The 12,778-nt window shown below is 65.2% G+C and carries 12 protein-coding genes and 1 pseudogene; 11 read left to right on the forward strand and 2 right to left on the reverse strand.

What is annotated here, in order from left to right:
• The 10 genes from VFH65_RS16120 to VFH65_RS16165 all read left to right on the forward strand — a co-directional run.
• On the forward strand, window positions 1-887 hold an 887-nt coding region (locus VFH65_RS16120; protein ID WP_353322775.1), incomplete at its 5' end, for an MCE family protein.
• A 3-nt stretch (window positions 888-890) separates the two neighbouring features.
• Window positions 891-2,477, forward strand: a complete 1,587-nt coding sequence (locus VFH65_RS16125; protein ID WP_353322777.1) for a virulence factor Mce family protein — start codon at window positions 891-893, stop codon at window positions 2,475-2,477.
• Complete coding sequence (locus VFH65_RS16130; RefSeq protein WP_353322778.1) at window positions 2,447-3,100, forward strand: hypothetical protein; 654 nt, start codon at window positions 2,447-2,449, stop codon at window positions 3,098-3,100. The genes VFH65_RS16125 and VFH65_RS16130 overlap by 31 nt, the downstream gene beginning before the upstream one ends.
• Window positions 3,097-4,071, forward strand: a complete 975-nt coding sequence (locus VFH65_RS16135) for an RDD family protein (protein ID WP_353322780.1) — start codon at window positions 3,097-3,099, stop codon at window positions 4,069-4,071. The genes VFH65_RS16130 and VFH65_RS16135 overlap by 4 nt, the downstream gene beginning before the upstream one ends.
• Window positions 4,068-4,631, forward strand: coding sequence for a mammalian cell entry protein (locus VFH65_RS16140; RefSeq protein ID WP_353322782.1), 564 nt, complete (start codon window positions 4,068-4,070; stop codon window positions 4,629-4,631). Before VFH65_RS16135 ends, VFH65_RS16140 begins: the two co-directional genes overlap by 4 nt.
• The gene (locus VFH65_RS16145; RefSeq protein WP_353322784.1) at window positions 4,598-5,473 is read left to right on the forward strand and encodes a mammalian cell entry protein; all 876 of its coding nucleotides are present in this window, start codon (window positions 4,598-4,600) and stop codon (window positions 5,471-5,473) included. The genes VFH65_RS16140 and VFH65_RS16145 overlap by 34 nt, the downstream gene beginning before the upstream one ends.
• Window positions 5,474-5,490: 17 nt before the next feature.
• Entirely contained in the window at window positions 5,491-6,183 is a 693-nt protein-coding gene (locus tag VFH65_RS16150) for a YoaK family protein (RefSeq protein ID WP_353322785.1), read from the forward strand.
• A gap of 9 nt (window positions 6,184-6,192) precedes the next feature.
• Complete coding sequence (locus tag VFH65_RS16155; RefSeq protein WP_353322786.1) at window positions 6,193-7,023, forward strand: SDR family oxidoreductase; 831 nt, start codon at window positions 6,193-6,195, stop codon at window positions 7,021-7,023.
• A 2-nt stretch (window positions 7,024-7,025) separates the two neighbouring features.
• Window positions 7,026-7,796, forward strand: a complete 771-nt coding sequence (locus tag VFH65_RS16160; protein WP_353322787.1) for a fructosamine kinase family protein — start codon at window positions 7,026-7,028, stop codon at window positions 7,794-7,796.
• Window positions 7,797-8,151: 355 nt separating this feature from the next.
• Window positions 8,152-10,470: an ATPase gene (locus tag VFH65_RS16165; RefSeq protein WP_353322788.1), complete on the forward strand. Its 2,319-nt coding sequence runs from the start codon at window positions 8,152-8,154 to the stop codon at window positions 10,468-10,470.
• 241 nt (window positions 10,471-10,711) lie between these two features.
• Here VFH65_RS16165 and VFH65_RS16170 read toward each other — a convergent pair whose 3' ends face one another.
• Complete coding sequence (locus VFH65_RS16170) at window positions 10,712-11,740, reverse strand: phosphodiester glycosidase family protein (protein ID WP_353322791.1); 1,029 nt, start codon at window positions 11,738-11,740, stop codon at window positions 10,712-10,714.
• A gap of 225 nt (window positions 11,741-11,965) precedes the next feature.
• Here VFH65_RS16170 and VFH65_RS16175 point away from each other — a divergent pair, with 225 nt between their 5' ends.
• The gene (locus tag VFH65_RS16175; RefSeq protein ID WP_353322789.1) at window positions 11,966-12,256 is read left to right on the forward strand and encodes a GlsB/YeaQ/YmgE family stress response membrane protein; all 291 of its coding nucleotides are present in this window, start codon (window positions 11,966-11,968) and stop codon (window positions 12,254-12,256) included.
• Here the strand turns inward: VFH65_RS16175 and VFH65_RS16180 are convergent.
• Window positions 12,253-12,778, reverse strand: a pseudogene (locus tag VFH65_RS16180) (gluconolaconase); the annotation flags it as partial. The gene VFH65_RS16175 and the pseudogene VFH65_RS16180 sit on opposite strands and share 4 nt — an antisense overlap.

The raw sequence follows: 12,778 nt of genomic DNA on the forward strand, positions 1-12,778 counted from the left end.
CCCTGGATCTGCAGTCCAGTGTGAAGCTGCCAGAGAACACGCTGGCCAAGATCGGTCAGACCAGCCTACTTGGCAGCCAGCACGTGCAATTGGACCCGCCGCCGAACCCGTCGTCGCAGTTACTGCGCAACGGCAGTGTCATTCCGCTGCAGAACAGTTCGGCGTTCCCCACCACCGAACGGGTGCTGGCGAGCATCGCAACCATTCTCCGCGGCGGTGGTGTCCAGAACCTCGAAGTGATCCAGACCGAACTCAACAACGTGCTGACCGGCCGGGCCGATCAGATCCGCGAGTTCCTCAACAAGTTGGACACCTTCACCGACGAGCTCAACCAGCAGCGCCAAGACATCACGCGCGCAATCGATTCCACGAACCGGCTGTTGACGATCGTCGGTCAGCGCAACGAGACTCTTGACCGGGTGCTCACCGAGTTCCCGCCGCTGATCAAGCATTTCGCCGACACCCGCGATCTGTTCGCCGATGCGGTGGAGGCCCTCGGCAGGATCAGTGTGGCCGCCGACAACGCGCTGGCGCCGGCGAGCGACAACCTGAACACCAACCTGGAGAACCTGCAGCGGCCACTCAAGCAGCTGGGCAGGGCGTCTCCATACCTGATCGGTGCGCTCAAGCTGATGCTGACCGCGCCGTTCTCGATCGAGAACGTGCCGAAGGTGGTTCGCGGTGACTACCTCAACGTGTCACTGATGGTCGACCTGACGCTGTCGGCGGTGGACAACGGGATCCTTTCCGGCACAGGCGTTTCGGGCATGCTGCGCGCGCTCGAGCAGGCCTGGGGACGTGACCCGGCGACGATGATCCCGGATGTGCGGTTCACGCCGAACCCGCACGACGTGCCCGGCGGGCCGCTGGTCGAAAGGGGTGAGTGAGCTGTGCTGACACGTTTTATCAAGATCCAGCTGGTGCTGTTCACCATCCTGACGATCGTCGCGCTGGTCGTCTTGGGCTGGTACTACCTGCGAGTGCCGTCGCTGCAGCCGTTTGCGATCGGCCAGTACGAGCTGAAGGCCGAACTGCCCCGCTCCGGCGGGCTGTATGCGACGTCCAACGTCACGTACAGGGGAACCCAGATCGGCAAGGTCATCTCGGTCGAGCCGACCGACACCGGTGCGCTGGCGACCATGAGCATCGACGACCGCTACAAGATCCCGGCCGACGCGACGGCCAATGTCCACTCGGTCTCGGCCATCGGCGAGCAGTTCCTGGACCTGGTGTCGACCGGTAATCCCGGCCAGTTCCTCAGCCCCGGATACACGATCCCCGTGGACCGGTCCACGGTGCCCAGCGAGGTCGGTCCGGCGTTGGATGCCGCCAACGAAGGACTGGCGGTACTGCCCAAGGAGAAGATCGACGGGTTGCTGACCGAAACCGCAAACGCGGTAGGCGGATTGGGCCCCGCACTGCAGCGGTTGGTCGACTCCACGACGAACCTTGCATCGGGGTTCAGGGAAAATCTGCCGCAGGTCAACGACATCATTGCGAATTCGGCGCCGATCCTGGACAGCCAGGTTCAATCCGGTGACGCGATCGAGCAGTGGTCGCGCAATCTGAACACGCTGGCTGCGCAGTCGGCCGAGCAGGACGCCGCACTGCGCAGCGCTCTGCAGGACGCGCCGCCGACGCTGGATCAAGTGTCGTCGGTGTTCAGTGGCGTGCGGGATTCACTACCGCAGACGCTGGCCAACCTGTCGGTCGTCATCGACATGCTCAAGCGGTACAACAAGGGTCTCGAGCAGACATTGGTGATCCTGCCGCAGGGCGCTTCGGTGGCACAGGCGGGCACGCTGTTCGAGGGCCAGGGCCAGCTCCCTCTTGCCTTGTCGATCAACCAGCCGCCGCCATGTCTGACAGGGTTCCTGCCTGCGTCGGAATGGCGCTCGCCTGCCGACACCAGCATGCGTCCGCTGCCGTCGGGCACGTATTGCAAGATTCCCAAGGACTATCAGGCCAACGTGGTTCGCGGTGCCCGTAACTATCCGTGCGCCGACGTCCCCGGCAAGCGCGCGGCGACGCCAAGGGAATGCCGAAGCGACGAGCCATACGTGCCGCTGGGAACCAACCCCTGGTACGGCGACCCGAACCAGATTCTGTCCTGCCCGGCCCCGGGGGCGCGCTGCGACCAAGGCGTCAATCCTGGCCGCGGCGTGATTCCGGCGCCGACGGTCAACAACGGCGTCAATCCGCTACCTGCGGACGAGTTGCCACAGTCGACGTCGGGGTCGTCACCTGCCCCCATCAGCGATCCGCTGAGCCCACCTGGCCAGGGCACGGTTCAGTGCAGTGGACAGCAACCCAACCCCTGCACGTACACTCCGGCACCAGGGCCACCTGGCTCCACCGCGGTGTACAACCCGACCAGTGGCGAGGTGGTCGGACCTGACGGCGTGACGTACAACGTCAGCAATTCGAGTAACCCAGGAGACGACGGATGGAAGGAGATGCTGGCACCCGCCAGCTGAACCCCACCGGTGCTGACGATGCTGTCGCAAAGCCCGATGAGTCGTTAGCAGTATCCACAGAAGAACTGATCGCCGAAACCGCCGAGAAATCTCAAGAACCAGCCGCCGATGACCGCCGTCCCGCGCGGCTCGGTGTCGGCTGGGTGGCCGGCATCTGCGCGACGCTTCTGGTGTTGGCCGCGGGCGCCGCAGTGGGTGGTTACCTGGCGCTGCGGTCCAACGGCCAAGGCGAAGCGATCGAGCGCGCTGATGCGGCGGCGTTGCAGGCGGCCAAGGATTGCGTGGCGGCAACGCACGCGCCTGACACCGCGACGATGAGCGCCGCGCAATCGAAGATCATCGAATGTTCGACGGGTGATTTCGGCGCCCAGGCCAGCCTTTACAGCAGCGTGATGGTCGAGGCGTACCAGGCCGCCGACGTCAAGGTCGCCGTCTCCGACATCCGCGCCGCTGTCGAGAAGCACAACGACGACGGCTCGGTCGACGTGCTGGTCGCGGTCCGGGTCAAAGTCACCAACTCGCAGGCGGCCGACCAGGAGCAGGGCTACCGGCTGCGCGTCCAGATGGCCCCCGCCGACGGCACGTACAAGGTCGCCAAGCTGGATCAGGTCACCTCCTCGTGACGGCCGTGCTCGACGTGACACCCGACGCCTCCGTAGACGACACGACGACTGAGCAGCCGCTCGCGTCCTGGCCGGCGCGCGCAGGCGCATTCGCCGTGGATGTGCTGCTGGGCGTCGCCGTGATCGCGACCATGGCGCTGCTCTGGCTGATGGCACCGCAGAGAGGCTGGCTGTGGTGGGTGTACACCGTGGCGGCCGCGCTGGTGCTGCTGGCGACGGCGGTCAACCGGTGGCTGCTGCCGACGATCACCGGATGGTCGCTCGGGCGCGCGCTGTTCGGAATTGCGGTGCGGCAGCGCGACGGTGCCGATGTAGGCGTCCTGAGGTTGGTCGGCCGCGATCTCACGCATCTGCTCGACACGGCGGCCCTGTTCATCGGCTGGCTGTGGCCACTGTGGGATCGCCGCCGCCGGACCTTCGCCGACCTGCTGCTGCGTACCGAGGTGCACACGGTGCAGCGGCCACACCGTGACGCGCGGCGTCCCGTTGCGGTGGTGCTGCTGGCCGCGACCCTGGTGTGCGCGGCCGGCGTGGGCCTGAGCTACCTGGTCGTGTACCGGAACGAGCGGGCGATCGACACGGCCCGCCAGCAGATCACCGAGGAGGGGCCGCGCATCGTCGAGCAGATGTTGAGTTACAACGTCGACACGCTGCAGCAGGACTTCTCCCACGCGCAGTCGCTGACCACCGACGGCTACCGGCCACAACTGATCGCCCAGCAGCAGGCGGTGCAGCAGGCAGGCGCGAGCACGAACGAATACTGGGCGGTGAGCAGCGCGGTGCTGTCCGCAACACCCAACCAGGCGGCGATGTTGTTGGCGATGCAAGGCCAGCGCGGCGTCGACCCGAAGGACCTGAAGTTCATCACCGCGACGGTGCGGGTGGACTTCGAGAAATCGAGCGACGGTCGCTGGCGCGTCGCCAATCTCACGGTGTTGAAGAAGCCGCAGATGAATCAGGGCGGACGATGAGCCCGCGGCGCAAGGTCGAGGCCGACGAGTCCGACTTCTTCTCGAGATTCGACGGCGGCACCCCGAAACGGCCGCGACGCTGGGGCCTGCCGCTCATTGCCACCGTGGCGGTGTTGTTGATGGCCGCCGCGATCACGGCAAGCACGCTGATGTTGATCCATCACGAGACCGACCGTCGCATCGCGGTCAAGAACGCGGCGGCGCTGGGATACGTCCGGGAGTTCATGACCGCGTACACCACGCTTGATCCGTTTCAGGCCAACGCGTACACGGACCGAATCCTGGCGCAGGGCACCGGCGACTTCGCCAAGATGTTCAAGGAGAAGCAGAACGAAATTCTGATCACGGTGGCTCAGGCCGAGCCGACGACGGGCACCGTGCTCGAGGCGGGCGTACAGCGCTGGAACGACAACGGCAGCGCGGACGTCCTGGTGGCCACGAAGATCACCCAGAAGTCGGCTGACGGGAAGTCGACGATCGAGAGCGGAAACCGTTGGGTTGCAACAGCTATCAAGGAGGGGCAGCAGTGGAAGATCAGCCAGCTGATTCAGGTGATCTGACCACGGGCGCCGCCGAGAAAGACGAAGCGACCGCAGCCAAAGCGCGTCGGTGGTGGCGTTTCGGCCGTCAGGACAAGGCAACCGAGCCGTCGGTCGACGAAAGTACTGACGCCACAGCCGAATCCACCGAACCCGAGGAGCCGAAGCCGCAGTCGCGAAAGCCGGTGGGCAAGTCCGGCAGGACCGCGACGCCCGTCGCCCCAGCCGAGCCGGCGACCGAAGATGAACCAATCGACTCAGAAGAGCCAGTCGAGGAGTCCGCTGAGACGGAGGCCACCGAATCCGAGGAGGCTCCCGAGTCCGACGTGATCCTGGTCCCGCACCGGCCTGCCGGTAAGCGGCTGAAGATAGCCGCGATGGCAGCGGCGGCGTTGTTCGTCGGCGCGGTCGCCTTTGCAGCGGCGACGCTGCAGCCGTACCTGGCCGACCGCGCGCTGGTGGACACCAAGCTTGATGTCGCGCGAACGGCGGCCAACGCCATCACCACGTTGTGGACCTATACGCCGGAGAACATGGACTCGTTGCCGGACCGCTCGGCGACCTACCTCGGCGGTGACTTCGCGAACGAGTACCGCAAGTACATCGACGCGATCGTCGCGCCGAACAAGCAGGCCCAGGTCACCAACACCACCCAGGTCATGGGCGCGGCCGTGGAAACGCTGACGCCGTCGGAAGCCACCGCGATCGTGTACACCAACTCGGTGGCCACCAGCCCGGTGACGAAGAACATCCCCTCGCGGCGCTACCTGTCGTACCGGTTGACGATGCAGCGTCATGACGCGAAATGGTTGATCACCAAAATGTCGACCGTGACGTCGCTCGATCTGACGCCGCGGCTGTAGGCCGGAACCCGCAGACCGTGCCTGTCGTCTCCCCGGTCTCCGACCGGTTGACGGTGACCGGCCTGCTGTTGCTGACATTCGCGACCGGCATCGTCGACGCGATCAGCGTGCTGGTGCTCGGCCACGTCTTCGTCGCGAACATGACCGGCAATGTCATCTTCCTGGGCTTCTGGTTTGTCCCGCACTCCGGTGTCGACCTGACCGCCGCCGTCGTCGCTTTCCCCAGCTTCGTGGTGGGCACGGTGCTTGGCGGCCGGCTGGCCCGGCACCTGGACAGCCACGTCCGCCGCTGGCTGACCATCGCGCTGTCCGTGGAAGTCGTGGTCCTGGTCGCACTTTCGATCCTGGCCGGTGCCGGCGTGCTGGATTACCGCGACAACACCAAGCTGTGGTTGATCGCGGGGTTGGCGATCACGTTCGGCAGCCAGAACGCGACCGCGCGCCAGTTCGGCATCCAGGAGCTGTCGACCACGGTGCTGACGTCGACGATCGTCGGTATCGGATTCGACAGCCGGCTCGCCGGTGGTACCGGGCACCGTGAAAAGCTGCGCTACAGCGTTGTGCTGACGATGTGCGGGGGAGCGGTGGTCGGTGCGACCATGACGCGATTCACGGTCGCCCCGGTGATCGCACTGGCCGCCCTGGTGGTGGCCATCAGTGCTGCCATCTTCTGGTTCGGTCCGCCAAGACCCGACGCCGCCGACAGCTAGTCTCGCGGTATGCCATCAGTACTCGTCACCGGCGCGGCACGGGGCATCGGTAAGTCGATCGTCGAGCACCTGGCCGCTCAGGGCTGGGATGTGATCGCCGGTGTGCGCAGCCAACAAGACGCCGACGCAGTCACCAACGCCGATCCGCAACGCATCTCTGCCGTCATCCTCGATGTCACCGATGCGGACCACATCGCCGCGCTGACCGAGTCACTACCGCAGCGGCTCGACGCGATCGTTAACAACGCAGGCATTGCCGTCGGCGGCGCAATGGAAACCCTCACCGCCGACGAGTGGCGAAAGCAGTTGGAAGTCAATGTGATTGGGCAGCTCGCCGTAACACAGGCGGTGCTGCCGCGGTTACGGCAGTCGCGCGGCCGGATCGTGTTCATCTCCAGCGTCAACGGCAGACTGTCGATGCCGCTTGTCGGCGCCTATGCGGCGAGCAAGTTCGCGCTGGAGGCCGCCGCCGACGCGCTGCGAATGGAACTGAGCCCCTGGAAGATACCGGTCGTCATCATCGAGCCCGCACAGACCGACACCGACATGTGGCGCACTGCCGACGCCATGGTCGCCGACCTCGAGGCGGGGCTGACGCCGGAGCACCGCGATCTGTACGCCAAGCACATCGCCGGCATGAAGAAGATGGTCCCGATGTCGCAGAAGATAGCCGTGCCGGCCGAGAAGGTATCGGCCGTCGTTGCGGAGGCGCTCACCGCCCGCCGGCCGCGCGCCCGTTACGTCGTCGGTCTGGCCAACAAGGTCCAGGTGGCGGTGATGACGAACCTGCCGACCAGGGTTCGAGACCTGGTGCTGCGCCGGGTGTCCCGCCAGCCGTAGGCATGCCGACGTTCGTCAAGCACAACACGGCCGCCCCAACCGGGTTCTTCGCCTGCGAAGCCGCTGGGCTGCAATGGCTTTCGGCCGCAGAGAACGGCGTGCCGTGTGCCAGGGTCATCGAGCACGACAACGTCAGCCTGACGTTGGAGCGGCTGGAAGCGGTGACGCCGACGCGCGCTGCCGCCGAGGAATTCGGTCGCCGGCTGGCACACACCCACGATGCCGGCGCCGACGCGTTCGGCTCGCCCCCCGACGGTTGGACGGGGCCCGGGTACTTCGGGCCGCTGCATCAGCCGCTGCCGATGTCTTTGATCGGTCACCACCGGTGGGACGTCTTCTATGCCCGTGAGCGGTTGGCGCCTATGGCCGAACTCGCGGCTCACCGGTTGAACTCGCCAATCCGCGAGGCCGTCGACGCGGTGATATCGCGGTGTGAGGCCGGTGATTTCGACGATGGCGACCCACCGGCCCGCATTCACGGTGACTTGTGGAGCGGCAACGTCATGTGGACGCCGGAGGGCGTTGTCCTCATCGACCCCGCAGCACACGGCGGACACCGGGAAACCGATCTGGCGATGCTGGCGCTGTTCGGATGTCCGCATCTCGATGCGGTGCTCGACGGCTACCAGAACCACCGGCCGCTGCGTGCAGGTTGGCGACAGCGCGTCGGGCTGCATCAGCTCTACCCGCTGTTGGCACATGTCGTGCTGTTCGGGGGCGGGTACGCCGGGCAGACCGTCGCCGCGGCGACCCAGGCGCTGCAGGCTAGCTAACGACGCTTTACGTGCCCGTAAGGGCGTTAGGCGACCCTTCACCCACTGTGATGTGGCACAAGTCGTTACGAATTCCGCGGCACTCGATAGCTGACCATTCACGCGGCAACGAGCGCGGATTGGCAAACCCCGAGCGGACCAGGCCCGATGTGACGAGACGGAACCGTGCGCATCGCTGTGCGCAACCAATCGGCACGCAGATTGCGCCACTGCGCTGCAGATATAAATCAACGAGGACGTCAAATAACCGTTTGCCGAACCGGAGGTCGTTGCGAACGAAAAATCTTCGCGAAGTGTGCTCCGCAAATTAACGCCTCTGTTACGTTCTGGGGGCTGGTCGAAAGGGGAACTTTAGATGACAGGCAAGCACCGCAAGATGGGCCGCACTTCAAAGAAGGTGGTTGCCATCGGCGCGGCGACCGCTACGGCGACCGCGCTGACCGTCGGCACCGCTCCGCCGCCGAAGGCCAGCGCCGCGAAAGTGGTCGACGAGAACGTCGACCTCATGGCGGCAGTCAATCCGTGGCCGTCTCCCGGCCAGATCCCCGATCTGACCGGTGGGCTCGGCACTCTCGGATATGACTTTTCGCAAGCCATTGCCGAACTCGTCATCAGGGGGCTTGTCGAGAATTTCAACCTCGCGGCGCTTGCGCAAGCGGCCGGCCTCGATCCCGAGAGCCTTCTCGAGGGCCTCTTGGGTGACCCGGACTTCTTGCTGAACAGTGTGTTGGGTCCGGTGCTTGGCGAGATTCCAATCGATCTTGGCCCCGTGTTGGACGGCCTCGTCGGAGAGCTGCTCACCGACACCGTTCTCATCCCGGTCCTGCAGCTTCTCGGAATTGCCAATGCGCAGGGTGTCACGGACCTTCTGAGCCTCCTGAACTTAGTCGGCCTTGATCTCAGCGATCCGCTCAATCTGGGCAACCTGGATGTCCCGGGGCTGAACGTCATAACCGCCGGCCCGCTATTCACCGCGCTGAAGCTGCTGGGGGTGGACCTGGGATGGGTGCCGTCACTGCCGAACGCGGTTGCCAAGGAGATTAACGAGACCGATTACCTCGAGATCGGCGCCGTCGGTCTGCTCAACACCTTGCTCGGTCGCCTCAACGCCACGCTGCCGGCTAATCCGTTGATTCCATTGCTCCAAGGGGTGATCAGCGGTCTGCCGATCGATGTCCCCGACGTGGTCCATGTGCGGGTGCCGGTAACTGTCGGCGTCGGGCTCGGCGCATTCGCTCTCGCCACGGCATACGAGAAGATCCTCGCCGACCTGCCGAACCAGCCCGGCGGTGCGAACTATGCCGGAGTCAACCCGCTGCTCGGCAGCGTCACAGTGCTGCCGCTCCTGTTGTTGTTCAACCCCGCCCGCCCCAACGGCGGGGCGTTCTCGCGCTTCTATCCCCTCGCCGAGTTGTTTGGCATCAACACCCTGAACCCGGAAACCCACGTTTCGAGTAGCGGCGGCATTCCGATACTCAACACCGGCCTCTCATTGGGTGGCGCGAACCTCATTCCCGTCCTGGTTGACGCAGGCGTCCAGTACCACCCGTCGTCGGACCTTGCGGCATGGCCAAACCCGTTCTCGCTGGCGAACAACCTGATGGCGATGGCGCTGCCGACCTACATGCTCAGGGGCCTCACCACGGAAACAATCACCGAGCAACTCACGACGCAGCTCGGGGAGATTCTCGATAACCCGCTCGGAGAGCCGCTGGCGATCAACCTGTATCTCACCTTGCCGTCGGCGACTCAGCCGGTGCTTGAACCGCTGTACTTGATCTCGGATGTCATAAGCCTGATGACTTTTGGCGCCGCGGCCACCAACCCCATTGGCATGTTCGCCAACGCGGTGGCGCCGGCATTCGAGGCCCTCAACAACCTTGGCTACACCGATGTCGTTCGGAACCCGGATGGCACCTACACCAGGACCCTGACCGAGGCCGGTGTTCCTACACCGTTCCTCTCGTTCCCGTCGGGTATCAATCCGCTTCAGGTACCGTTCGACATCGTCAATCTGCTGGTTCAGGGTTTCACCAAGGAATTCTTCAGCGGCAATCCCACTCCCGCGACGCCCAACGCCATTTCGACGTTGTTCAACCTGCTGACCGGTGGCGGGTTGGGTCCGCTGGGCGCTTTGAACGATGTGATCGAAAGTGTTCTCGGCGGCCTGAACCCGCTTGCCACTCAGCAGGTGTCTCCGCTGGCGGCCACGGAGGTGCCTGCTGCGAATGCCCGCATGATTCCAGTGTCCACCGAGGCCGAGACGGACGAATCGCTTTCCAGCACCGCGGAATCCGAACCTGCAGACACGCAGGCCGAGGAAGGGGTCGTCGAGGAAGAGGTCGTCGAAGAAGACGTCGCTGAGGAAGAGGTCGTCGAAGAAGACGTGACCGAGGAAGACACCACCGAGAAAGATGCGACCGAGGAGGACGCGACTGAGGAGGACGCGACCGAGGAGGACGCGACCGAGGAGGACGCGACCGACGAGGCAGAAGAAGCATCGAACACGCCCAAGCACGCCAAGCCGGACTCTGAAGAGGACGAGTCTGCAGGAGAACCTGCGAAGCAGACGACACCGAAGCATGCCAAGCCGGACAACGGAACGGTGGGCGACGACGCCAAGAACGAGAGCGCGTCGGATGCGGACAACGGAGCGTCAGACAAAGCGGCCTAGGAGCGGTGGCTCTTACCGGCTGTGCGAATTCATACGCCGACGCGGCGTGTCGCGTACGAAACCGCACAGTCGGATGCGACCACACCCATTTTTCACGCCCGCGCGGCGTCCCCGGAAGGGACAGACAGCTATCGCCGAGATCGACACCAGGGCCGTGGATTAGCCGACAGGACGACCCGGCGGCAGTCCTGGTGTCGAAATGGGCGACAGCCCGTCGGCAATGACCATTGTTCGGGCATTCCTAGTTGAAGGCGAGCCAGCTCGGCAGGGCCCGCTCGCGTGAGTCGCACAGCACCTGTCGGGTGTCGCAATTCCCGTCCGGCACACCGGCGCCGGCCCACATGCCGCCGGTGTCGCGGCGCAGCACGATCGACGATGAGCCGCCGCCGTCGAGCAGGACGGCGGTGTCGCTTCCCAACCCGCGGAACAGATCTTGGATCTGGTCCGGCGTGTAGCTGCCGCCCTGGAAGACGTACATCTCGTCCTTGTCCTTCGCGTACGCGAGCGCCGTACGGGCCGCGCTGGGACCACCGTCGTTGAGTTGCCCGGTGTCACCGGGGGCGAGCAGTCCGATGCCGCTTACCGCGACGAACCGTGTGCCCTTGTCCATCAGCCCCTGGATAACCGGGGTAGCCGCGTCAAAGTCCTGAGTATCCTTGGGCGGCACCACAAATGGCGCGCCTGCGACCGGCAGGATCATCGTCGTCAGCGCGCTCCAGCTCTCACCCCCGCCGGATAGTCCCTGCTTGCCGGCATACGCGAGGGTGCCTGTGACCGCGGTGTTGGCCCGTCCCTGCCCGCGCGTGTTGTCGACGTAGGCGCCCAGCGGTGAACTGCATCCTGTCGACTTCCACGAGCCACCCTTCTGCCCACGGATGTCGAAGAAGTTGGCGTTGATCGCGATCGTCGGTCGTCCCAATGCCTGCCACGCCTGCAGCGGTGTGAAGATCTCGGAGGCCTGCCACAACCCTTCACCGGTTCGCGCTCTCGGGTCGCGTTCGCAGCGGGCCTGATATCCGGCGTGCGAGTCGACCAGCAGCCGAGGCGCGAGCCGCTGCGATGCGGCCTTGATGATCATCAAGTGGCCGCCGCTGGTCATCTCGTACCAGCCGCCGCCGGCGTTGAGCATCGGAGCGGGGGCGCTGCCGCCGAAGTTGTAGACCAGGTATGACCCACGGGTGGTGGCGATGGCGTTCGCCAGCAGGTCCTTGCCGCTGGCCGCTTTGGCGTTCGGGACACCGGCCGTCGTCGCCAGCGCGGCGCACAACATCAGCGCTGCGGCGCAGGCCACGAAGCGCGCGGAGATTGCGGCTGGGATCGACACCGTTGCCCCTTCAGCAAGACAGCTAACAAGACAACATTAGCCACAGCAGAAGCACTGTCAACTTTCGTCACAACCGCATCACAGTTGCGCATCGGCACTGGCATTGCGTGGATTTCGGCGCCGGAGTGGGTAACCCGGTGAAGCATTCGGGGACACGTGAGGAGTGGGGAAATGTTCTGGACCATCATCTCGGCCGTCATCGGCGGCTTGATCATCGGCGCGCTGGCGCGACTGGTCATGCCCGGCAAGCAGAATATCGGCGTCATCATGACGATCGTGCTGGGCATACTGGGCTCGTTCGTCGGCTCGTGGGCCGTCTACAACCTGTTCGGTTACCAGAACGAAGGCGGCGGCTGGGCCGTCATACCGTTCCTGGCTGGCGTCCTCGTGGCAGTCATCCTCATCGCCATCTACCTGGGTGTCACTGGGCGACGCAGTAGCCGCGGCACCGCTGTCCGTTAACGGCCGGGAGCCAGTCGGTAGACGGCGCCCGCATAGTCGTCGGTGATGTACACCGCGCCATCGGGCCCCGTCACTGCGGCGACCGGACGGCCCCACCGCGATCCGTCGTCGGCTTGAAACCCGCCGACAAGCGTCTGCTGGTTGCCCAAACCGCCGTCGCGCCAGGCGAAGAAGGACACCTCAGGTGCCTGAGGCGGCTCGCGGTTCCACGACCCGTGCACGCCCATGAGTGCGCCGCTGGCGTACGGCGCCGGTAGTACGCCAGCGGTGAAGCTCATGCCGAGAGGTGCGGCGTGCGCGCCGAGGCTCTGTTCGATGGGCGGCAGGCTCGCGCAGTCGAGTCGGCTGCCGTCCGCGTTGGTCTGCACGTCACGGATCAACGGCAGGTTCGCCGGGCCGCCATCCGGATTGCAATAGGGCCAACCCAATTCGCGCCCGGGGGTGAGCTTGGCGACGGCCTCGGGCGGGTGGTCGTTGACGTACTCCATCGTCACCTCGCCGGTCGTCGGGTCGGCAACGTTG

Origin of the sequence: Mycobacterium sp., assembly GCF_035697385.1 — a bacterium.
GTDB lineage: Bacteria > Actinomycetota > Actinomycetes > Mycobacteriales > Mycobacteriaceae > Mycobacterium.